Here is a 22,000-nt window from a genome sequence, read left to right as displayed (position 1 = left end):
TGGAGCGGGCGGACCCCGGGCACCGCACTGGTCCGGGCCGGGCGGTGTCGCGGCCTGGAGGTGGAGACCCCGCAGCCCGGGCTTGCGGATCGCGCCGGACGTGCCGGGGCCCGGAGGGGGCGCGTCCCGACGCGCGACGGGGACGTGCCGGGGCCCGGACCTCCCGCAGCGGGGGTCCGGGCCGGTGTCCGGGAGCAGGGACGGGCGTCAGCCGACGACGGTCCAGGTGTCGTTGCCCGCGAGCAGGGCGCCCAGGTCGCCCTTGCCGTTCTGCTCGATCGCGGCGTCGAGCTGATCGGCCATCAGGGAGTCGTACACGGGGCGCTCGACGCTGCGGAACACCCCGATGGGCGTCTGGTGCAGCGTGTCCGGGTCGGCCAGCCGGGACAGCGCGAACGCGGTCGTCGGGGTGGCGCTGCGGGCATCGTGGACGAGGATCCGGGACTCGGTCTCCGCGGAGACCTCGACGACCGTGAGATCGCCGGTCGCCGGGTCCCGCACCACGCCCTTCGAGCCGCCGGGGCCGAACCGGATCGGCTGCCCGTGCTCCAGCCGGATCACCGCCTCCTCGGCCTGATCCTTGTCCTTGAGCGCCTCGAAGGCGTTGTCGTTGAAGATGTTGCAGTTCTGGTAGATCTCCACCAGGGCCGTGCCCGGGTGGTCCGCCGCCGCGCGCAGCACCTCGGTGAGGTGCCTCCGGTCGGAGTCGACCGTGCGGGCGACGAACGACGCCTCGGCGCCCAGCGCCAGCGACACCGGGTTGAAGGGCGCGTCCAGCGAGCCCATCGGCGTCGACTTGGTGATCTTGCCGAGTTCGGAGGTGGGGGAGTACTGCCCCTTCGTCAGACCGTAGATCCGGTTGTTGAACAGCAGGATCTTGAGGTTGACGTTGCGCCGCAGGGCGTGGATGAGGTGGTTGCCGCCGATGGACAGCGCGTCGCCGTCGCCCGTGACGACCCATACGCTCAGGTCGCGCCGGGAGGAGGCCAGTCCGGTCGCGATCGCCGGAGCGCGGCCGTGGATCGAGTGCATCCCGTAGGTGTTCATGTAGTACGGGAAGCGGGAGGAGCATCCGATGCCGGAGATGAAGACGATGTTCTCCCTCGCCAGGCCGAGTTCGGGCATAAAGCCCTGCACGGCGGCGAGGATGGCGTAGTCACCGCAGCCCGGGCACCAGCGGACCTCCTGGTCCGACTTGAAGTCCTTCATGGACTGCTCGGCCTCGGCCTTGGGAACCAGGGACAGCAGTGCGGACGCTGCCTCAGTCATCGATGGCCTCCTTGAGGGCCGCCGCGAGCTGCTCGGCCTTGAACGGCATTCCGTTGACCTGGTTGTACGGCTGTGCGTCGATGAGGAACCTCGCCCGGATCATGGTGGCGAGCTGGCCCAGGTTCATCTCCGGTACCACTACCTTGTCGTAACGTCCGAGAGCGTCCCCGAGATTCCTCGGGAACGGGTTGAGATGCCGCAGGTGGGCCTGGGCGACGGCGCCGCCCTCCCGGCGGATGCGGCGGACCGCCGCGGTGATCGGCCCGTAGGTGGAACCCCAGCCGAGGACCAGCGTCCTCGCGCCGTCCGGGTCGTCGACCTCCAGGTCCGGGACCTCGATGCCGTCGATCTTGGCCTGGCGGGTGCGGACCATGAAGTCGTGGTTCGCCGGGTCGTACGAGATGTTCCCGGTGCCGTCCTGCTTCTCGATGCCGCCGACCCGGTGCTCCAGACCCGGCGTGCCGGGCACGGCCCAGGGGCGGGCCAGCGTCCGCGGGTCCCGCTTGTAGGGCCAGAACACCTCGGTGCCGTCCTGGAGCGTGTGGTTCGGGCCCGTGGCGAACCGGGTCCGGAGATCCGGCAGCTCGTCGAGGTCCGGGATCCGCCACGGCTCCGAGCCGTTGGCGAGATACCCGTCGGAGAGCAGGAGCACCGGGGTGCGGTACGTCAGCGCGATGCGGGCCGCGTCCAGCGCCGCGTCGAAGCAGTCCGCCGGGGTGCGCGGGGCGACGACCGGCACCGGTGCCTCGCCGTTGCGGCCGTACATGGCCTGCAACAGGTCGGCCTGCTCGGTCTTGGTCGGCAGACCGGTCGAGGGCCCGCCCCGCTGGATGTCGATCACCAGCAGCGGCAGCTCCAGCGACACCGCCAGGCCGACGGTCTCCGACTTCAGGGCCACGCCGGGGCCGGAGGTGGTGGTCACGGCCAGCGAGCCGCCGAACGCGGCACCGAGCGCCGCGCCGATTCCGGCGATCTCGTCCTCGGCCTGAAAGGTGCGCACGCCGAAGTTCTTGTGGCGGGACAGTTCGTGCAGGATGTCCGAGGCCGGGGTGATCGGGTACGAGCCGAGGTACAGCGGCAGGTCGGCCTGCCGGGACGCGGCGATCAGCCCGTAGGACAGCGCCAGGTTGCCGGAGATGTTGCGGTACGTGCCGGCCGGGAACGCGGTGCCGGCGGGTGCGACCTCGTAGGAGACGGCGAAGTCCTCGGTTGTCTCCCCGAAGTTCCAGCCGGCCCGGAAGGCCGCCACATTCGCCTCGGCGATGTCCGGCTTCTTCGCGAACTTGGCTCTCAGGAACCTCTCGGTCCCCTCGGTCGGCCGGTGGTACATCCACGACAGCAGGCCCAGCGCGAACATGTTCTTGGAGCGCCCGGCCTCCTTGCGGGAGAGCCCGAACTCCTTGAGCGCCTCGATCGTGAGCGTGGTCAGGGGGACGGGGTGCACGCTGTAGCCGTCCAGCGAGCCGTCCTCCAGCGGCGAGGTGTCGTAGCCGACCTTGGCCATGGCGCGCTTGGCGAACTCGTCGGTGTTGACGATGATCTCGCCGCCGCGCGGCACATCGGCGATGTTGGCCTTCAGTGCGGCCGGGTTCATCGCCACCAGCACATGGGGGGCGTCGCCCGGAGTGAGGATGTCGTGGTCGGCGAAGTGCACCTGGAAGCTGGAGACGCCGGGCAGGGTGCCGGCGGGAGCCCTGATCTCGGCGGGGAAGTTGGGCAGGGTCGACAGGTCGTTCCCGTACGACGCCGTCTCCGAAGTGAAGCGGTCACCCGTCAGCTGCATACCGTCACCGGAATCACCCGCAAAGCGGATGATCACCCGATCCAGTTGGCGTACTTCCTTCTCGCCGGGAGGTTGCCGTTGCCCCCCGACGAGGGCCTCCCCGGGCCCGTCTGCCTCGTCCGCGTGCTCTGCTGGGCTGCTGACCTGGCTGGTCACTGAACTGGACCTCCCTCGAGGCGGCTGGTTCGCGGCCGGCGCACCGGTCGCTCCAAGGTCAACCCTACGTCCGTGAGTACCACCTTCCCGGGACTGCTCACATGTCGGACGTCGATTTGAGATACCGCCGTGTCCTGGTTTGCCGTGTTCTGTTCGCCCCGGGGATTCGTTCGGTGGGGCGCCGTTCCTGATCGATCGCTCTTGCCTGACAGGGTGTCAAATAATCAGGCATCCAGATAGGTGAGCACCGCCAGTACCCGCCGATGATCACCCTCGCCGGGGGGCAGCCCGAGCTTCAGGAAGATATTGCCCACGTGCTTCTCCACGGCGCCGTCGCTCACCACGAGCTGCCGTGCGATGGCCGAGTTCGTCCTGCCCTCCGCCATCAGGCCCAGCACCTCGCGCTCCCGGGGGGTCAGGCCGGCGAGTACCTCCTGCTTCCGGCTCCGCCCCAGCAGCTGCGCCACGACCTCCGGGTCCAGCGCCGTCCCACCGCCGGCCACCCGGACGACCGCGTCCACGAACTCCCTGACCTCGGCGACCCGGTCCTTCAGCAGATAGCCCACACCGCGGCTGCTCCCCGCGAGCAGCTCCGTGGCGTATCGCTCCTCCACGTACTGCGACAGCACCAGCACACCCAGGCCCGGATGGTCCCTGCGCAGTCGGACGGCCGCGCGGACGCCCTCGTCCGTGTGCGTGGGCGGCATCCGTACGTCCGCGACGACGACGTCGGGCAGGTCGTCCCGCGCGGCCAGCTCCCCGACCGCCCCGATCAGCGCCTCGGCATCCCCGACGCCCGCGACGACGTGGTGACCGCGGTCGGCGAGCAACCGGGTGAGGCCCTCGCGGAGCAGCACGGAGTCCTCGGCGATGACGACCCGCACGGCGCGCGGCCCGGACGGGGCGCTACCGGACGGTGCGGCGTGCCCGGGGAGGGCGTCTGTCTCGTGCTCCACGGCGGTGCGTCCCCCTGCGGTCGTTGTGCACGGCCCGCGGCCTGCGTCCGGCGGTCGACCCCAGCATCGCACCCTTCACACGATCGGGTGAGCGTTTCGGATCAGGGGCCGCGCGGATCGGGTGCCGGGTCCGGTCCCGCTCCCGGGCGTGGAGCGAGGCCCGGGTGGTGTGTCGGGGCCGACTGGTGTGCGGCCGGTGTCCGGGCCCGGAACGGGGAGGGGTCTGTGTGGAGGTGCCGCTTCGTGGGCCGGGGGGTGTGGCGGGGTTAGGTGCGCCAGGGGAGTTCGGCGGTGATGGTGGTGGGTCCGCCGGTGGGGGAGTCGATGAGGAGGAGTCCGTCGACTGCCTGGAGGCGTTCGGCGAGGCCGGCGAGGCCGTGTCCGGTGGGGTCGGCTCCGCCGTGTCCGTCGTCGTGGACCTGGATGAGCAGGCGGTTCTCGGTGCGCCAGATGTCGATGGAGGCGGTGTGTGCCCGGCTGTGTTTGCTGATGTTCTGCAGGAGTTCGGAGGCGGTGAGGTAGGCGATGCCTTCGGTTGCCGGGGTGGGGCGGGTGGGTAGGTCCACGTGGACTCGGACGGGGACGGTGCAGCGGGTGGCGGCGGAGGAGAGTGCGGCGTCGAGGCCGCGGTCGGTGAGGATGGCCGGGTGGATGCCGCGGGCCAGGTCGCGGAGTTCCTTGAGGGCGAGTTTCACCTCGCCGTGGGCTTCGTCGACCATGGTGGCGGCGGTGTCGGGGTCGTGGTGGAGTTTCTCCTTGGCGAGTCCGAGGTCCATGGCGAGGGCGACGAGTCTGGCTTGTGCGCCGTCGTGCAGGTCGCGTTCGATGCGGCGCAGGTCGGCGGCTGCCGTGTCCACGGCGACGCCCCGACCCGACTCCAGCTCCACCAGCCTGCCCTCCAGTCGGGAGGGGCCGAGCAGCCCGGTGACCAGCAGCCGGTCCACCGTGGCGAGTCCGCGGATGATCCAGGGCGCGGCCAGGGTGAACAGCAGGCCGATCAGGCTGGTCGCGGCGAGTTCGAGCGGGGAGTCGAGGTAGACGTCGTGCGTGTCGTCACCGTAGATCTGCAGGCCGTCGATCCCCGCGTAGAGGGGGAAGACCCACTGCCACAGCGGATAGGTCAGCAGACACCAGCCGTAACTCCAGAACACCAGGGAGACGGAGAACGCGAAGACCGCCCACGGCATGTGCACCAGCGCGTAGAGGAGGTGCCGCCAGGACGTCCCGCTCTTCAGCAAGGCGGTGACCCGGCCGAGCGCGCCGTTGCCCCCCGGCGGCAGTGGCGCGGGATCCGCCACATCGAGCCGCAGCAGCGCCCGCGCCCGGACCCGTTCCAACGCGCCGAAACCCCGGCACATCGCGAGCGCTCCGGCGAGGACCGGGATGCCGAGGAACGTGACCACCAGTCCGGCGCCGGCCGCAGTCAGCGACAGGGCCAGGGCGAAGAACACGATGCTGAGGGGCAGGCTCAGCAGGAGGTAGCCGAACTCGCGCCAGGTGCGGCCCTCGAACGGTGCCCGCAGCGCCGGGGGGAGTCCGTGGACCCGGGGCCCGGCTCGGTGTGCCGTGGTCATGGTGTCGTCCGTTCTGCTCGTCCGGTCGGCGGTGGCACGCCGCGGGTGGCGCGGTGTGCACGCCCAGCATTCGCGGTGCCGCCGGGCAGGCACCATGCGGTGCTTCTCCGTGTTCCTCCGGGGGTTTTCCCCACCCCGTCGGCCGGCGGGTGCGTCGGATCAGGGGGTGGAGCAGGGCCGGTGTGCGGCCGGTGTCCGGGCCCGGAACGGGGAGGGGTCTGTGTGGAGGTGCCGCTTCGTGGGCCGGGGGGTGTGGCGGGGTTAGGTGCGCCAGGGGAGTTCGGCGGTGATGGTGGTGGGTCCGCCGGTGGGGGAGTCGATGAGGAGGAGTCCGTCGACTGCCTGGAGGCGTTCGGCGAGGCCGGCGAGGCCGTGTCCGGTGGGGTCGGCTCCGCCGTGTCCGTCGTCGTGGACCTGGATGAGCAGGCGGTTCTCGGTGCGCCAGATGTCGATGGAGGCGGTGTGTGCCCGGCTGTGTTTGCTGATGTTCTGCAGGAGTTCGGAGGCGGTGAGGTAGGCGATGCCTTCGGTTGCCGGGGTGGGGCGGGTGGGTAGGTCCACGTGGACTCGGACGGGGACGGTGCAGCGGGTGGCGGCGGAGGAGAGTGCGGCGTCGAGGCCGCGGTCGGTGAGGATGGCCGGGTGGATGCCGCGGGCCAGGTCGCGGAGTTCCTTGAGGGCGAGTTTCACCTCGCCGTGGGCTTCGTCGACCATGGTGGCGGCGGTGTCGGGGTCGTGGTGGAGTTTCTCCTTGGCGAGTCCGAGGTCCATGGCGAGGGCGACGAGTCTGGCTTGTGCGCCGTCGTGCAGGTCGCGTTCGATGCGGCGCAGGTCGGCGGCTGCCGTGTCCACGACGACGCCCCGACCCGACTCCAGCTCCGCGATGCGCCGCTCCAACTCGTCGGACGGCGAGAGCAGTCCCCGGACCATCGCCCGGTCGACGTTCGCCAGCGCCCGGACGAGGAAGGGCAGCACCGGCCACAGCACGAAAAGCCCCGCCGATACGACGGTGAAGGACAGGACCGCCCAGGGAAGCCTGACGAACGCGTACAGCACGGTCCGCCAGCCCACCGGGTCCTTCAGCCTGTTCCACAGCCTGCCGAGGAACCCCGTCCCCGGGGTTCGGGGGAGCCGGCTCGGCTCGTCCACCCGCACGCCGAGCAGCGCCCGGGCCCGGGCCCGCTCCCCGCGACCGAACAGGCGCGCGCCGGCCAGTCCGCCCGCGAGCAGCGGCAGCCCGACGACCGTCACCGACAGTCCGGCGCCGACCGCGAGCATGGTCGACGTGTAGACGAACCCGGCGAGGGCGACCGGCAGATCCAGGAGGAGGTGGGCGATCTCCTTCCAGGTGCACCGGTCGTAGGCGAAGCGGGCCGGCGGCGGTCCGTCGGGTCCGCACCCGCGGACGTCGGGGGAACTGCTGGTCGGGGTCATGCGGGACAGCCTGCACGCCCGTGTCCGCGCACGCCATGGGGTATGGGGGTGAAGGCGGAGTGGGGATATCCCCACCGGTGCGGTGCCCGTTGTTCCGGTCCGATGACTGACACGCCCGCTTACCGTTTCTTTAACAGGGCCTAGACTCCCGTGCGTACAGATCGTCGAACGGGCAGGGAGCGAGGGGTGGACGTGCGGACACTTCCCGAATCGCCGGCCGTACTCGCGGCCGACTACTTCCAGAGCTACGCGGTGGTCGGGCTGCTCGCCCTCGTCGGGGTGCTCTTCGTTGCCGTGGCGTTCGGCGCGGGACGGCTGCTGCGGCCGGTCGTGCCGACTCCGGAGAAGCTGCTCACGTACGAGTGCGGGGTCGACCCCGTGGGCGAGGGCTGGGCGCACACCCAGGTCCGCTACTACGTGTACGCGTTCCTCTACGTGATCTTCGCCGTGGACTCGATCTTCCTGTTCCCGTGGGCCACGGTCTTCGCCGCGGCCGGATACGGGGCGACGACACTCGTGGAGATGTTCATCTTCCTCGGCTTCCTGGCCGTGGGAATTCTCTACGCATGGAAGAAGGGCGTCCTCACATGGACGTGACCCCGCGGACCCCGGGCCAGGAGCCCGCCGAACCCGCAGCTGGACCGGCAGCCGAACCCGCAGCCGAGCCGGTGCCGCTGCCGGAACCCAGGAGGCTGGGAGCCCTCTCCCGGCTCGCACCCGAGCCGATGAAGGTGATCCTGAACTGGGGCCGCCGCTACAGCCTGTGGGTCTTCAACTTCGGTCTCGCCTGCTGCGCGATCGAGTTCATCGCCGCGTCGATGGCCCGGCACGACTTCATCCGCCTCGGCGTGATCCCGTTCGCGCCCGGCCCGCGCCAGGCCGATCTGATGGTGGTGTCGGGCACGGTCACCGACAAGATGGCGCCCGCCGTCAAGCGGTTGTACGAGCAGATGCCCGAGCCCAAGTACGTCATCTCCTTCGGGGCCTGCTCGAACTGCGGTGGCCCGTACTGGGACTCCTACTCCGTGACCAAGGGCGTCGACCAGATCATCCCCGTGGACGTCTACGTCCCGGGCTGCCCCCCGCGGCCCGAGGCGCTGCTGGGGGGCGTTCTCAAACTTCAGGAGAAGATCGCTCGCGAGTCGCTGGGCGAGCGGTACGCCACCGCTTCCGGGCGGGCCTCGGTGAGCGAACTCCGCAGTGGGCTGGTGAGCCCGCCCGGGCCGGCCGGGAACGCCCCGGACTCCCCCTTCGGTGCGACGGCGCCGGGTGCGACGCCGTCGCAGGACGAGGCGCAGGACGGGCGCGGGTCCGACCGGGGAGGAGCCGCCTCGTGAGCACCTTCGAGACCGACATCGCGGAGCGCTTCGGCCCGGAAGCGACCGCCGAGGCGGCGTACGAGCTGCTGACCGTGGACGTTCCGGCCTCCGCGTGGCCGGACGCGCTTCGGATCGCCCGCGACGAACTCGGCTGCACCTACTTCGACTGGCTCAGCGCCGTCGACGAACCGGGCACCGGATTCCGCGTCTGCGCCCACGTCGTGTCGCTGGAGAAGGCGGCGGAGGGGACCTCCGTGCGCAGGCTGATGCTGCGTACGACCGTTCCGCACGACGCACCCGTGCTTCCCACGGCCGTGGAGATCTTCCCCGGCGCGGGCTGGCACGAGCGCGAGACCCACGAGATGTTCGGCGTGGACTTCACCGGCCATCCGCATCTGGTGCCGTTGCTCCTCCCCGAAACGTTCGAAGGACACCCGCTGCGCAAGGACTTCGTACTCGCGGCGCGGGTCGCCAAGGCATGGCCGGGGGCGAAGGAACCGGGAGAGTCGGAGCACGGCGGTCCGAAGCGGCGCCAGATGCTGCCGCCCGGCGTCCCGGACCCGAACGAGTGGGGCCCCCTCAGGGGCCAGCTCCCCCCTGCAGCCGCCCGCACAGCCCGCCCTCCGCGCGCCGCCGGCGAGCGCCCTCCGCGCCGCACCCGCAGCGTGGCGGAGGGGTCGGCGAGTCAGGCCGGGCCGGGCGGCCCCGCGGCTTCGGCCGGTCGGACGGACACCGCGGGCCAGGCCCGTTCGGGCGGTCCGGCCGCTGCGGCGAAGGGGCCGCGGGCAGCCGGCGGCGGGCCTCCGGCGCGGCGGTCCCGTTCCGCCGCCGAGGGGTCGGCGAGTCAGGTGCCCGAACGGCGTTCGCGCTCCGCGTCCGAAGGTCCGGCCAGCCGGCGAGGGACCGCTCAGCAGGCGGACACCCCACCGCAACGCGCCCAGGGCACGGCGGATCGCCCAACGGGCCGGCCCGGCGAGGTCGAACCCCCGTCGGGCCCGGCCTCGCGCACCCGCGCCACCGACGCTCCCTGGCACCATGCCCGCCCGGCGTTCGACGACCCGGAGCGGCCGGAGACCGACCCCGCGGATCAGGCCGGACGGGGCGAAGGCCCGACGCCGCCGCCACCCGGCGCCGCGGCCGGACCCGAGCCGGAGCGGGGGCCCGGGCCGGCGTCTGCCCCAGAGCCCGAGTCGCGCCCCGAGCCGAAGCCGGAGCCCGGGCAAGGGGCTGCCCCTGAGCCCGGGCAAGGATCTGCCCGCGAGCTTTCGACCGGGCAAGGGGCTGCCCCCGAGCCGGAACCTGGGCAAGGTCCCGGGTCAGGGCCTTCCCTTGAGCCGGGGTCCGAGCCGGGACCTGAGTCAAAGTCAGGGCCTGCCCCTGAGCCGGGGTCCGAGCCGGGGTCCGAGCCGGGGTCCGAGCCGGGGCCGCGCCCCGGGCGGGCAGCCGCCCCCGGGCCGCGCCCGGCGGCACGCCCCGACGGCCCCCCTCCCGCATCCCCGGCTCCCCGGCCGGACGGCGGGCCCGATGAAGGATCCGGTCCGCGGTCCGACGACGCCTCAGGAGGCGACCACGCGTGAACGACGCACTCGACGTCGCCCTGCGGCTCCTCGCCGTGTTCGCCGTGTTCCTGGTGCTGCCCCTCGTCGTCGGGCAGACCGAGCACAAGGTGATGGCCCATATGCAGGGCCGGGTCGGCCCCATGTACGCAGGCGGCTTCCACGGCTGGGCGCAGCTCGTCGCGGACGGGGTGAAGTTCACGCAGAAGGAGGACGTGGTCCCGGCCGCCGCCGACCGCCGCGTGTTCCAGCTCGCGCCGGCCGTCGCGCTCCTGCCGTATCTGCTCGTGCTGGTCGCGATCCCGATCGGTCCCGGCGAGGGAGCGGTCGGCGTCGTCGTCGACGCGGGCGTCTTCTTCGTGCTCGCCGTCATGGGCGTCGGTGTGCTGGGTTCGCTGATGGCGGGCTGGGCCTCGGCGAACAAGTTCTCGCTCCTCGGCGCCCTGCGCACCGCCGCGCAGCTCCTCGCCTACGAGCTGCCGATGCTGCTGGCCGCCGCGTCCGTCGCCATGGCCGCCGGTACCGTCTCCCTCCTCGGCATCCTCGACGCCTTCGAGTGGTGGTGGCTGCCCTGGCAGATCGTGGGCGCCCTGGTCTTCTTCGTGGCCGGTCTCGCCGAGTTGCAGCGCCCGCCGTTCGACATGCCGGTCGCCGACTCCGAGATCATCTTCGGCGCGTACACGGAGTACACCGGGCTGCGCTTCGCCCTGTTCCTGCTCGCCGAGTACGCGGGCATCGTCGTCCTCTGCGGTCTGACCACCGTCCTCTTCCTCGGTGGCTGGCACGGCCCGTTCGGTGCCGAGGGCCTCGGCTGGCTGTGGACCCTGCTGAAGACCGCGGTGCTCGCCTTCGTCGTGATCTGGATCCGGGTGTCCTCTCCGCGGCTGCGGGAGGACCAGCTCCAGCGGCTCGCCTGGACGGCGCTCGTCCCGCTCGCCCTCGCCCAGATCGCCCTCACCGGCGTCGTCAAGGTGGTGATCCAGCCATGACCGGCTCCCATCCGCCGTCCCGGTCCCGCATCCCGGGATCCGGCCTGGCCAAGGGGCTCGCCGTCACCCTGCGGACGATGACGAAGCGCGCGCACACCGCGCAGTACCCCGACGTGCAGCCCGAACTCCCGCCCCGCTCGAGGGGGGTGATCGGTCTGTTCGAGGAGAACTGCACGGTCTGCATGCTCTGCGCCCGTGAGTGCCCCGACTGGTGCATCTACATCGACTCCCACAAGGAGACGGTCCCGGCCGCCGCCCCAGGGGGCCGTGAGCGCTCCCGCAATGTCCTCGACCGGTTCGCCATCGACTTCTCGCTCTGCATGTACTGCGGCATCTGCATCGAGGTGTGCCCCTTCGACGCGCTGTTCTGGTCGCCGGAGTTCGAGTACGCGGAGACCGACATCCGCGAGCTGACCCATGAGCGGGACAAGCTGCGCGAGTGGATGTGGACGGTTCCTGCGCCGCCCGCGCTGGACCCGTCCGCCGAGGAGCCCAAGGAACTCGCCGCGGCCCGCAAGGCCGCGGAGAAGCTCGCCGCCGCGCGTGCCCAGGACGGCGGGGCCGGCCAGGCGACCGGGACACCGGACGCCACGGGCCCGGCCACTCCTCCGGACCGGGGGGGCCGGTCATGACCCTCGCCCACGCCGTCGCCCAGACGGGGAACGGTTTCCTGTCCCCGACGGGCGTCGAGATCGCCTTCCTGCTCGTCGGCGTCGCCACCCTCGCCGCCGCCGTCCTCACCGTGACGACCAGGCAACTGGTGCACGCCGCCCTGTGGCTGGTCGTGGCGCTTGGCGGGCTGGCGGTCGAGTACCTCCTGCTGACCGCGGAGTTCATCGCCTGGGTGCAGGTGCTGATCTACGTCGGTTCCGTGGTCGTCCTCCTGCTCTTCGGGCTGATGCTCACCAAGGCTCCCATCGGCCGCTCCCCCGACGCCGACTCCGGGAACCGTGCCGCCGCACTGACCGTGGCGGCCGCCGCGGCCGCCGCCCTGGTCTGGGTGGTCGTCGACGCGTTCCGCACGACGTGGATCGACCTCGAAGGACCGGCCCAGGGCTCCACCCGGGTCACCGGCGAGATCCTCTTCCGGCACTGGGTGCTGCCGTTCGAGGCGCTCTCCGTGCTGCTGCTGGCCGCCCTGGTCGGAGCGATCGTCCTGTCCCGCAGGAGCCCCGAGGGCCGGGAGGGGAAGAGCTGATGCATCTCGTCTATCCGGCGGTGCTCTCCGTCCTCCTCTTCTGCACGGGCCTGTACGGGGTGCTCGCGCGCCGCAACGCGATCCTGGTCCTGATGTCGGTCGAGCTCATGCTCAACGCCGTCAACCTCAACCTCGTCGCCTTCGACGTGTGGCTGCGCGACGCGCTGCACAGCGGCCAGGCCCTGACGCTGTTCACCATCGCCATCGCCGCCGCGGAGATCGGTATCGGCCTGGCGATCGTCCTGATGGTGTACCGCAACCGCGGCACCTCGGACATCGACAGGCTCCGCGACACCGCCGAGGGCCGTGAACCACCTGGCGGCCCCGCGCCGGCGGAGAAGGCCGAGGCCACCGCGTGAACACGACGACCCTCGCCGTTCTCGTCCCCCTCCTTCCCTTCCTCGGCGCCGCAGCCGGCCTGCTCCTCGGCCGCAGGTCACCCGGATTCACCCGGCCCCTGGCCGTGCTGCCCACGCTGGCCGCCGCCGCGCTCGCCGTCCTGGTCGCCGTACGCCAGGGCGGCGAACGGCCGATCAGCGCGTCCACCCGGCTGACCCCCACCGGGTCGGTGCCCGTCGACCTGGCCCTCTACCTCGACGGCTTCGCCGTCCTGGCCGCCGTCCTGGTCGGTGTCGTCGCCTCCTGCGTGCAGATCTACTCGACGGCCTATCTGCGCGACGACCCGCGCTACCCCTCCTACGCGGCCCTTGTCTCACTGTTCACCTCCGCGATGCTGCTTGTCGTCTACTCCGGCGACCTGATGGTGCTGCTGGTCGGCTGGGAGGTCATGGGCATCTGCTCGTACTTCCTGGTCGGCCACTACTGGGAGACGCCCGAGGCGCGCGCGGCCTCCCTGAAGGCGTTCCTGGTCACCAAACTCGGCGACGTCCCCTTCCTCTTCGGTCTGTTCGCACTGGCCGTGGACGCCGGAACGTTCCGCATCACCGGGATCCTCGGCGCCGTCGCCACGGGGGCGATCGAGCACCCGACCCTGGTGGCGCTGCTGCTGCTCGCGGGTGTCGCGGGGAAGTCCGCCCAGTTCCCGCTGCATACCTGGCTCCCCGACGCCATGGCCGGCCCGACACCGGTCTCCGCGCTGATCCACGCCGCGACGATGGTCGCCGCGGGTGTCTATTTCGTCGCCCGGCTCCTTCCCGTCTTCGCCGCGTCCGCCGCCGCGCTGACCGTCCTCGCCGTGCTGGCGGCGATCACCATGGCGGGTGCCGCCCTCGCCGCCCTCGCCCAGGACGACATCAAGCGGGTCCTCGCCTACTCGACGATCAGCCAGCTCGGCTATATGTCGGGCGCGCTGGCCGTGGGGGACCGCGGCGCCGCCCTCTTCCACCTCCTGTCCCACGGTGCGTTCAAGGCACTCCTCTTCCTCGCGGCCGGTGTGGTCATCCACGCCGCCGGCACCAACTCGCTCGCCGCGATGTCCCGGATGAGCGGCCTGGGCCGGCGGATCCCCGACGCCTACTGGACGATGGCCATCGCCCTGCTGGCGCTCGTCGCCATCCCCCCCTTCGCCGGCTTCTTCTCCAAGGAGGCCGTGCTCGTGGCCGCCGAGCGGACCGCGCTCGGGGAGTCCGCCGCCCCGGTCGCGGCGGGCTGGGCCGTGCTGGTCTCCGGTCTGCTCACCGCCCTCCTCACCGCCGCGTACGCCACCCGCCTGTGGCTGCTGGCCTTCCGCGGCCGGGGCCCCGGGGCCCCCGACCACGGCCGGCAGCCCGCGGTGATGAGCGCGGTCCTCTGGGCGCTGGCGGTACCGTCGCTCGCCTTCGGGCTGACCGCGGGCTTCATCGGCGACTGGTTCGACGGCCGGCCGCTGCAGCCGACCCTCACCACCGCCGTGCTCGGCACGGGAGTCGCCCTCGTCGGCGGGCTCGTCACCTATGCCACCTGGCGGCACACCACGGCTCTTGCCTCGCGCGTCCCGAACGGCGCCGCCGCCCATCCCGAGCCCCACCGCAAGGCCGAACCCCCGGTCTCCGAACCCCCGGTCTCACCCGCGGTCGCCCCGGCCCCCGAGGCGGTCACCGGCCGCGAACCCGCGTACGGGGACATCGGCGCCGCACCCGAACCGGCCGACCCCGGCCGGCTGCTGCTCGGCCCGCTGCACCGGCCCGCCGCGGCGGGCTTCCACCTCGACGCCGTCTACCGCGCCCTGTTCGTCCGCCCCGTCACGGCCGGCGCCGAACTGGTCAGGTTCCTCGACCGGGAGGTCGTCGACACCTATGTACGCGGCGCGGGTACCGGCACCAACTGGCTCGGGTGGCTCGTCCGCCGTGCGCAGACCGGAAACGTGCAGACCTATCTCAGCGCACTGCTGGCCGGCTCCGTCGTCCTGGCGATCGCCGTCGTACTCGTCGCCGCGGGAGTGTGAGCCGTGCTCGATATCAGCGAATCCGTGATGCAGTTCCTTCTCGCGTTCATCGTCGTCGGCCCGCTCATCGGCGCCGCAGCGGCCCTCCTGCCGGCCCCGCCCGGGCTGAAGGGGAAATCACCGGACCAGGCCGTGCTGCGGCACGGGGTGACCGTCACCGGCGCGGTCCTCGCCGCGGCGATCGTCCTCGCGCTGGGCTTCGACCACGACCAGCCGTCGAAGATGCAGGCCACGACGGACATCAGCTGGATCCCGGCGCTGGACGTGCGGATCCACCTCGGCACCGACGGCATTTCCCTCCCCCTCCTCGTCCTGACCGCGCTGCTGACCTTCCTCTGCGCGCTGTACAGCTACTTCGCGATGCCCGAGGGCCCGTCCCCCAAGGCGTTCGTCGCGCTGATCCTCGTGCTCGAGTCCGGCACTCTCGCCACCTTCGCCGTCCTCGACCTGCTGCTGTTCTTCCTCGCCTTCGAGACGGTCCTCATCCCGATGTACTTCCTCATCGCCCGCTGGGGCGGCGCCGGCCGGCGCCCCGCGGCCTGGAAGTTCATCCTCTTCACCCTGCTCGGTTCGGTCGTCATGCTGCTCGGCCTGCTCCTCGTGGGACTGCAGGCCGGCACCTTCGACATGCTGGCACTCGCCACTGACAACGGCCGCGGCCTCAGCCTCTCCGTGCAGGTCGCCGCCGTCCTCGCGATCGGGATCGGCCTCGCGGTGAAGACCCCGATGTGGCCGCTGCACAGCTGGCTGCCCGATGCCCACACCACCGCCCCGACGGTCGGCTCGGTCCTGCTCGCCGGGGTGCTGCTGAAGATGGGCACCTACGGGTTCGTCCGGATCCTCCTGCCGGTCGCGCCCGACGGCATGCTGGTCCTCGCCCCGTACCTCGCCGCCTTCGCCGTCGTGGGCGTCGTCTACGGCTCCCTCGCCTGCCTCGCGCTCGCCAGGCCCGGCTCCAGAGGCGACCTGAAGCGGCTGATCGCCTACTCCTCCGTCGGCCACATGGGCTTCGTGCTCCTGGGCATCGCGACCATGACCCCGACCGGCGTCAACGGCGCGCTCTTCGCCAACATCGCGCACGGCCTCATCACCGGTCTGCTCTTCTTCCTGACCGGCGCCGTCAAGGACCGCTACGGGACCGCCGACCTCGACACCCTCGCCGGCGCCACCGGCGCCGCGCTGTACGGCCGCGCCCCCCGCCTCGGCGGCCTGCTGGCCTTCGCGGCGGCGGCCTCGCTCGGCCTTCCCGGCCTGGCCGGGTTCTGGGGCGAGATGCTCGCCCTCTTCGGCGCCTTCGATCCCGCCGACGGCCTCAGCCGTCCCGCCTTCCTCACCTTCATGGCGATCGGCGGCCTCGGCACCCTCCTCACCGCGGCGTACCTGCTGGTCGTCGTCCGCCGGGTCTGCATGGGCGGCGCCCGGCCCGCCGGAGAGGCGCGGCTCGCCGACGTGCGGGGCTACGAGTTCGCCGCCTGGACGCCGCTCGTCGCCCTCACCCTCCTCGCCGGACTCTGGCCCGCGGTCCTCCTCGGCCTCACCGATCCGGCCGTGCAGAAGCTCCTCTCTGGAGGAAAGGCATGACCCTGGCCGCCGCCGCACCGCATGCGCTCTCCGCGCCTCCCGTCCAGTTCCCCGCCCAGCCGGTCGTCCAGTCCGTAGTCCAGTCCGTCGACTGGCTCGCGATCGCCCCGCCCACCATCGCCGCGGTGGCCGCCCTGCTCATCCTGGTCGCCGACCTCTTCGTCGCCGAGCGGAAGAAGACGCTGCTGGGCTACGCGGCCGTCGCGGCCCTCGCCGTCGCGCTGCTCTCGCTGGTGCCGCTGCGCACGGCCGACCGCGCCACGTTCTGCCTGACCACCGCCCCCGACGTGTGCAGCTACACGGTGGACCGGTTCACGCTCGTGATCCAGTTCCTGGTGCTGGGCGGGGCGCTCGTCACCGCGCTGCTCTCCGTGACCGAGACCCGGAAGCGGCTGCCCGCCGGCGAGTACTGGTTCCTGCTGCTGTCCTCGGCGGCCGGAGCGGCCCTGCTGCCCGCCGCGCGGGACCTGGCCACCCTCGTCGTCGCGCTCGAGGTCGCCTCGCTGCCCGCGTTCGCACTGGTCGGCATGCGCCGGGGCGACCGGATGTCCAGCGAGGCCGCGCTCAAGTTCTTCCTGTCCTCGGTCACGGCCACCGCCGTGATGCTGCTGGGCGTCAGCTTCGTCTACGCGACGACCGGCAGCCTCCACCTGACCCGGATCGCGGCCCGGATGGACGACGTCCCCGGCCGGCTGGACACGCTGGCCGCGGCCGGTGTGGCGCTCACCCTGGTCGGCTTCGCCTTCAAGACCGCCGCCGTACCGTTCCACTTCTGGGTGCCCGACACCTATGTCGGCGCGCCGCTGCCCGTCGCCGCCTATCTCTCCGTCATCGGCAAGGCCGTCGGTTTCTCCGGGCTGATCCTGGTGACGGTCATCGCCTTCCCCGCCCACGCCGGTGTGTGGGGCCCGGTCGTCGCCGTACTGGCGGCCCTGACCATGACCGCGGGCAACGTCGCCGCAGTTCGCCAGTCGCCCACTCGCGCGCACAGCGCCGTACGGCTGCTGGCCTGGTCCTCGGTGGGGCAGGCGGGCTACATCCTGGTCCCGGTCGCCGCGTCCGCCTGGTCGGGGGACGTACCGATCGGCGCCACCGTCGCGTACGCCCTGATGTACGCCGTCGTGAACCTCGGGGCCTTCGCCGTGGTCGCCCTGGTCGCCCGTACGAAGCCGCTGAACCGGATCGCGGACTACCGCGGCCTGTATGCGACGCGCCCCGCGGCCGCCCTGGCGCTTGGCTTCTTCCTGCTCTGCCTGGCCGGTCTGCCGCCCGGTGTCATCGGCCTCTTCGCCAAGGTCGCGGTGTTCTCGACCGCGGTCGACGCCGGCCTCGGCTGGCTCGCCGTCGTCATGGCGGTCAACGTCGTGATCGCGCTCTACTACTACCTGCAGTGGACCGCGCAGCTCTTCCGGGCGCCGCACGAGGCGCCCGCGCCCGCAGCCGCGCCCCTGCAGGACGGCTCTCCGGCCGGACGTCGCGGCCCCGCACTGGTCACCACCGCCATCGTGCTCACCGCCGCCGCGGGAGTCGTGCTCTCCGGCTGGCCTCAGCTCGTCCTGCGCTTCGCCGCCATCGACCTCTTCTGACCCGTCCGCGCGTTCGACCCCTCCGACCCGTCCACGACACGGGCGGGCGGGGCCGCCGGGCGGGCGGAACCGGCGGTTCGACAAGCGGCGCCCGCAACGGGCACGGTGGTGACCGCACACGGATGGCGGCAGCCCGGACGCGGTGCAGGCCCGACACGGTGCAGGCCTGGCACAGGGCCGGGCCGGCAGCGACGGCAGACGGCGACGGCAGACAGCAACGGCAGACAGCAACGGCAAACAGCGACGGCAAAGGAGTACCGCTGTGCTGAGCGGGTTCAAGGACTTCATCCTCCGCGGGAACGTGATCACCTTGGCGATCGGTCTCGCGGTCGGCTCCGCTTTCACAGCGGTCGTCACGGGATTCAGCAACGCCTTCATCACCCCGCTGATCGGCGTGGCCACGAAGGGCGCCGGCGACTTCAGCAAGGCCGTCTTCACCGTCCAGGGGGTGAAGTTCCCCTACGGCCTCTTCGTCAGCGCCGCCATCGCCTTCCTGATCACCGCGGCGGTCCTCTACTTCTTCGTCGTCGTCCCGATGCTGAAGGTCCAGAACCGCTTCACCAAGGAGAAGCCGGCCGGGATCAAGGCCGCGGTGCGCGACTGCCCGCGCTGCTACACGGAGATCCCCGCGATCGCCAGCCGCTGCGCCCACTGCACCAGCGATGTGCAGCCGCTCCCCGAGGCACTCGAGAAGGCCGGGCTGCTCCCGTCGCAGCGCTGAGCCGGCCGGGTCGCCCGAACGGCCCAGCGGTGCCGCCGTCCACGCCCCTGGCGGCGGGGGAACCCGCGGCTCCCGCCTGGCGTTGACCAGTACGGGAGGGTCCACTGGAGAGCGGACCGCGACCGCAGAGGTTCCCCTGCCGAACCACTTGGAGGGCGTACCGTGCACCGCCGGCACAACGGACTGAGGACCGCCGTTCTCCTCGGAGGGCTGTCGGCCCTCATCATCGTCATCGGCAGTCTGTTCGGCCGTACCGGCCTGGTCGTGGCCGTGGTCGTCGCCCTGGGGACGAACGCCTACGCCTACTGGAACAGCGACAAGCTCGCGCTGCGGGCCATGCGCGCCCGCCCGGTGAGCGAGTTCGAGGCACCCGCGCTGTACCGGATCGTCCGCGAGCTCTCCACCCACGCCCGCCGGCCGATGCCCCGGCTGTACATCTCACCGACCCAGGCGCCGAACGCCTTCGCCACGGGGCGCAATCCGCGCAACGCCGCGGTCTGCTGTACCGAGGGCATCCTGCGGATCCTCGACGAGCGCGAACTGCGGGCCGTGCTCGGCCACGAGCTGAGCCACGTCTACAACCGGGACATCCTCATCTCGTCGGTGGCCGGCGCCCTCGCCTCGGTGATCATGTTCCTGGTGAACTTCGCCTGGCTGATTCCCCTGGGCCGCTCGGACGACGACGACGGCCCCGGGCTGTTCGGCATGCTGCTGGTCATGATCCTCGGCCCCCTCGCGGCGTCCGTCATCCAGCTTGCCATCAGCCGCTCCCGCGAGTTCGAGGCCGACGCGGACGGCGCCAGGCTCACGGGCGACCCGCTCGCCCTCGCGAGCGCCCTGCGCAAGCTCGAGCAGGGCACGAGGCAGCTGCCCCTGCCGCCGGAGCCGAAGATCGAGACGGCAAGTCATATGATGATCGCGAATCCCTTCCGGCCGGGAGAGGCCGTCACCAGGCTCTTCAGCACCCATCCACCGATGGCCGAACGCATCGCCCGTCTCGAACAGATGGCAGGTCACCGCCCATGAAGACAGTCCTCAACGTCATCTGGCTCGTCCTGGGCGGATTCTGGCTGTTCCTCGGCTATCTGCTGGCCGGCATCCTGCTCTGCCTCACCGTCATCGGCATCCCGTTCGGCCTGGCGGCCTTCCGGATCGCCGGCTACACCCTGTGGCCCTTCGGCCGGACGGTGGTCGAGCGCCGGGACGCGGGCGCCCCGTCCTGCATCGGGAACGTGATCTGGCTGGTGCTGGCCGGCTGGTGGCTGGCCCTCGGGCACATCGCCACGGGCATCGCCCTCTGCCTCACCGTCATCGGCATCCCCCTGGCCATCGCGAACTTCAAGCTGATCCCCGTGTCACTGCTGCCGCTGGGCAAGGAGATCGTGCCGAGCGACCAGCCGTTCGCGACGCGGTAGCGGCCAGCCGTCCGTTCGCGACGCGGTAGCGGCCAGCCGTCCGGTCACCAGGCGGCCACCGGCCGTCCGCCATGAGGCGAGGCGCACGGCCGGCCTCCGCCCGGCCGGCCCGCGCCCGTACCACCGGCTCCCGGGCGAGGGGGGCTTCAGGTCCGTCCCCGGCCGGCCCGTGCCCGTACCGCGTACGCCGCCGCTCCCGCAGCCAGCACCGCCGCGCCCGCCACCACCGACGACGACGGCAAGGCGAACGCGAGCACCAGGCAACCCGCCAGCCCGGCGGCGGTCAGCACCCGCCCCCGGGAACCGAGCGTCCAGGCCGAGGCGTTGGCGAGGGCGTAGTACACGAGCACACCGAACGACGAGAAGCCGATCGCGCCCCGCAGATCCGCCGTCGCCGCCACCACGGCCACCACCGACCCCACCGCCAGCTCCGCGTGGTGCGGGACCCTGAAGCGGGGGTGGACGGCGGCGAGCGTACGCGGCAGATGACCGTCCCTGGCCATCGCCAGCGTCGTCCGGGACACACCGAGGATCAGCGCGAGCAACGAGCCGAGCGCGGCCACCGCCGCACCGGCCGTCACCGCGGGGACCAGCCCTTCCGCCCCCGCCGCCCGTACCGCTTCGGCCAGCGGGGCCGCCGCCCGGCCGAGCCCGCCGACGCCGAGCACCGAGACGACCGCGCAGGCCACGGCCAGGTACACCGCCAGGGTGATGCCCAGGGCGAGTGGGATCGCGCGTGGGATCGTCCGGGCCGGGTCGCGCACCTCCTCGCCGAGCGTGGCGATCCTCGCGTATCCGGCGAAGGCGAAGAACAGCAGTCCGGCGGCCTGCAGCACACCGCCCGTGCCGCCGCCGGGGCCACCCGACAGCAGCCGCTCCGGGTCCGCTGACGGCGAGGCGAGGGAGGCGGTGGCGACCGCCGCCAGCACCGCGAGCACGGCCGCGACGATGGCCCGGGTCAGCCAGGCGGACTTCCGGACGCCTCCGTAGTTCACGGCGGTCAGGGACACGACAGCCGCCACGGCGACGGCGTGCGCCTGTTCCGGCCACAGGTACGCCCCCGCCGTCAGCGCCATCGCCGCGCACGAGGCGGTCTTGCCGACGACGAACGCCCAGCCCGCGAGATACCCCCAGAACGGTCCGAGCCGCTCCCGCCCGTACACATACGTCCCGCCCGACGCCGGGTAGCGGGCCGCGAGCCGGGCCGACGCCGTGGCGTTGCAGTAGGCGACGGCCGCGGCGAGACCCAGCGCAAGGAGCAGCAGCGGCCCGGTGCCGGCCGCCGAGCCCGCGGGCGCCAGGGCGACGAACACCCCGGCTCCGACCATCGAGCCCAGACCGATGACCACGGCGTCGAACACGCCCAGCGACCTGCGCAGCTCATGTGTCATACGCCGCACCCTACGCACGGCCGCAACCGCACTCCGTACCACGATCGTCCTACATGGCAGCAGCGCGTTACGGGGAGGAAACCCGGGAACGCGCACAACGAAAGGCAGGTCATGGCATGGGCATCATCAGCTGGATCATCCTCGGGCTGCTCGCGGGGATCGTCGCCAAGATCCTGCTTCCCGGCCGGGACCCGGGCGGACTGATCGGCACCACTCTCATCGGGGTCGCCGGCGCCTTCGTCGGTGGCTGGATATCGTCCCGCTTCCTGGACCGGCCGATCGCCCAGGACTTCTATGACGGGGCCACCTGGGTGTCCGCCATCGGCGGTGCACTCGTCCTGCTGATCGCGTACCGGATCCTCTTCGGCCACTCCCGGTCCCGCTAGAACCTGTCCGGCGGACCCTGCGACCCTCGCGGCATCGGGTCGTCGGTGCGGTCTCGGGCGGATGGAGATCTCTCGAACGCGGCAACGGCGCCCCGGCCCGGCATCCCGCCGCGGGTAGCCGGACCACCCGGCGTGACCCGGCTGCCCCGGGGACGGGGCCCTCCGCCGGTACGCGAAGCGGGGCGCTCCGCGCCCGGCCTCCCCAAGCCGTCGATCAGGCTCGACACATACCCGCACACCTGCGGCCGGACGAGGAGGGCACAACGGGGGCCGCCGTTGAGGCAGTCCTCGGGGATATGTCCC

20 protein-coding genes are annotated in these 22,000 nt (G+C 72.0%); 14 read left to right on the top strand and 6 right to left on the bottom strand.

Features of this window, described 5'->3' with window-relative positions; genetic code table 11:
- Positions 1 to 207: 207 nt before the first annotated feature.
- From SCWH03_RS11720 to SCWH03_RS11700, 5 genes are all read right to left on the bottom strand, one after another.
- A complete protein-coding gene (locus SCWH03_RS11720) occupies positions 208 to 1,269 on the bottom strand; it encodes a 2-oxoacid:ferredoxin oxidoreductase subunit beta (RefSeq protein WP_173264080.1) in 1,062 nt (353 codons plus the stop codon).
- Positions 1,262 to 3,208, bottom strand: coding sequence for a 2-oxoacid:acceptor oxidoreductase subunit alpha (locus SCWH03_RS11715; protein WP_173264079.1), 1,947 nt, complete (start codon positions 3,206 to 3,208; stop codon positions 1,262 to 1,264). Before SCWH03_RS11715 ends, SCWH03_RS11720 begins: the two co-directional genes overlap by 8 nt.
- Positions 3,209 to 3,432: 224 nt before the next feature.
- Positions 3,433 to 4,092 carry a response regulator transcription factor gene (locus SCWH03_RS11710; protein WP_173264196.1) on the bottom strand — a complete coding sequence of 220 codons (660 nt, stop codon included), beginning with the start codon at positions 4,090 to 4,092 and terminating at the stop codon, positions 3,433 to 3,435.
- Between the two features lie 338 nt (positions 4,093 to 4,430).
- A complete protein-coding gene (locus SCWH03_RS11705) occupies positions 4,431 to 5,738 on the bottom strand; it encodes a sensor histidine kinase (RefSeq protein ID WP_173264078.1) in 1,308 nt (435 codons plus the stop codon).
- 261 nt (positions 5,739 to 5,999) lie between these two features.
- Positions 6,000 to 7,172 carry a sensor histidine kinase gene (locus SCWH03_RS11700; protein ID WP_173264077.1) on the bottom strand — a complete coding sequence of 391 codons (1,173 nt, stop codon included), beginning with the start codon at positions 7,170 to 7,172 and terminating at the stop codon, positions 6,000 to 6,002.
- 192 nt (positions 7,173 to 7,364) lie between these two features.
- Here SCWH03_RS11700 and SCWH03_RS11695 point away from each other — a divergent pair, with 192 nt between their 5' ends.
- From SCWH03_RS11695 to SCWH03_RS11635, 13 genes are all read left to right on the top strand, one after another.
- Positions 7,365 to 7,769 (top strand): NADH-quinone oxidoreductase subunit A, encoded by a 405-nt coding sequence (locus SCWH03_RS11695; RefSeq protein ID WP_173264195.1) that lies wholly within the window; start codon positions 7,365 to 7,367, stop codon positions 7,767 to 7,769.
- Positions 7,760 to 8,509, top strand: coding sequence for an NADH-quinone oxidoreductase subunit B (locus SCWH03_RS11690; protein WP_173264076.1), 750 nt, complete (start codon positions 7,760 to 7,762; stop codon positions 8,507 to 8,509). The genes SCWH03_RS11695 and SCWH03_RS11690 overlap by 10 nt, the downstream gene beginning before the upstream one ends.
- Positions 8,506 to 10,068 (top strand): NADH-quinone oxidoreductase subunit C, encoded by a 1,563-nt coding sequence (locus SCWH03_RS11685; RefSeq protein WP_173264075.1) that lies wholly within the window; start codon positions 8,506 to 8,508, stop codon positions 10,066 to 10,068. Before SCWH03_RS11690 ends, SCWH03_RS11685 begins: the two co-directional genes overlap by 4 nt.
- On the top strand, positions 10,065 to 11,036 hold the full coding sequence (locus SCWH03_RS11680; protein WP_173264074.1) for a complex I subunit 1/NuoH family protein: 972 nt from the start codon (positions 10,065 to 10,067) through the stop codon (positions 11,034 to 11,036). Before SCWH03_RS11685 ends, SCWH03_RS11680 begins: the two co-directional genes overlap by 4 nt.
- On the top strand, positions 11,033 to 11,668 hold the full coding sequence (locus SCWH03_RS11675) for a NuoI/complex I 23 kDa subunit family protein (protein WP_173264073.1): 636 nt from the start codon (positions 11,033 to 11,035) through the stop codon (positions 11,666 to 11,668). Before SCWH03_RS11680 ends, SCWH03_RS11675 begins: the two co-directional genes overlap by 4 nt.
- Positions 11,665 to 12,234 carry an NADH-quinone oxidoreductase subunit J family protein gene (locus SCWH03_RS11670; protein ID WP_173264072.1) on the top strand — a complete coding sequence of 190 codons (570 nt, stop codon included), beginning with the start codon at positions 11,665 to 11,667 and terminating at the stop codon, positions 12,232 to 12,234. The genes SCWH03_RS11675 and SCWH03_RS11670 overlap by 4 nt, the downstream gene beginning before the upstream one ends.
- On the top strand, positions 12,234 to 12,593 hold the full coding sequence (gene nuoK / locus SCWH03_RS11665) for an NADH-quinone oxidoreductase subunit NuoK (protein ID WP_173264071.1): 360 nt from the start codon (positions 12,234 to 12,236) through the stop codon (positions 12,591 to 12,593). The genes SCWH03_RS11670 and nuoK overlap by 1 nt, the downstream gene beginning before the upstream one ends.
- Positions 12,590 to 14,617 carry an NADH-quinone oxidoreductase subunit 5 family protein gene (locus tag SCWH03_RS11660; protein WP_173264070.1) on the top strand — a complete coding sequence of 676 codons (2,028 nt, stop codon included), beginning with the start codon at positions 12,590 to 12,592 and terminating at the stop codon, positions 14,615 to 14,617. Before nuoK ends, SCWH03_RS11660 begins: the two co-directional genes overlap by 4 nt.
- A gap of 27 nt (positions 14,618 to 14,644) precedes the next feature.
- On the top strand, positions 14,645 to 16,198 hold the full coding sequence (locus SCWH03_RS11655; RefSeq protein ID WP_173264194.1) for an NADH-quinone oxidoreductase subunit M: 1,554 nt from the start codon (positions 14,645 to 14,647) through the stop codon (positions 16,196 to 16,198).
- Entirely contained in the window at positions 16,195 to 17,784 is a 1,590-nt protein-coding gene (locus SCWH03_RS11650) for an NADH-quinone oxidoreductase subunit N (RefSeq protein WP_173264069.1), read from the top strand. The genes SCWH03_RS11655 and SCWH03_RS11650 overlap by 4 nt, the downstream gene beginning before the upstream one ends.
- A gap of 262 nt (positions 17,785 to 18,046) precedes the next feature.
- The gene (gene mscL / locus SCWH03_RS11645; RefSeq protein ID WP_173264068.1) at positions 18,047 to 18,505 is read left to right on the top strand and encodes a large conductance mechanosensitive channel protein MscL; all 459 of its coding nucleotides are present in this window, start codon (positions 18,047 to 18,049) and stop codon (positions 18,503 to 18,505) included.
- Positions 18,506 to 18,667: 162 nt separating this feature from the next.
- Entirely contained in the window at positions 18,668 to 19,531 is an 864-nt protein-coding gene (gene htpX, locus SCWH03_RS11640; RefSeq protein WP_173264067.1) for a zinc metalloprotease HtpX, read from the top strand.
- Positions 19,528 to 19,920, top strand: coding sequence for a YccF domain-containing protein (locus SCWH03_RS11635; protein WP_173264066.1), 393 nt, complete (start codon positions 19,528 to 19,530; stop codon positions 19,918 to 19,920). Before htpX ends, SCWH03_RS11635 begins: the two co-directional genes overlap by 4 nt.
- 146 nt (positions 19,921 to 20,066) lie before the next feature.
- Here the strand turns inward: SCWH03_RS11635 and SCWH03_RS11630 are convergent, their stop codons facing one another.
- Entirely contained in the window at positions 20,067 to 21,311 is a 1,245-nt protein-coding gene (locus tag SCWH03_RS11630) for an APC family permease (protein ID WP_173264065.1), read from the bottom strand.
- A gap of 116 nt (positions 21,312 to 21,427) precedes the next feature.
- Between SCWH03_RS11630 and SCWH03_RS11625 the strand changes: the two genes are divergently transcribed.
- On the top strand, positions 21,428 to 21,697 hold the full coding sequence (locus SCWH03_RS11625) for a GlsB/YeaQ/YmgE family stress response membrane protein (RefSeq protein ID WP_173264064.1): 270 nt from the start codon (positions 21,428 to 21,430) through the stop codon (positions 21,695 to 21,697).
- The last annotated feature ends 303 nt before the right edge of the window (positions 21,698 to 22,000 follow it).

Source organism: Streptomyces pacificus (assembly GCF_011766325.1).
In the GTDB taxonomy this organism is placed as follows: Bacteria; Actinomycetota; Actinomycetes; order Streptomycetales; family Streptomycetaceae; genus Streptomyces; species Streptomyces pacificus.
Note: the sequence above shows the minus strand (reverse complement) of the source record. Positions and strands in the feature narration are given on the sequence as shown.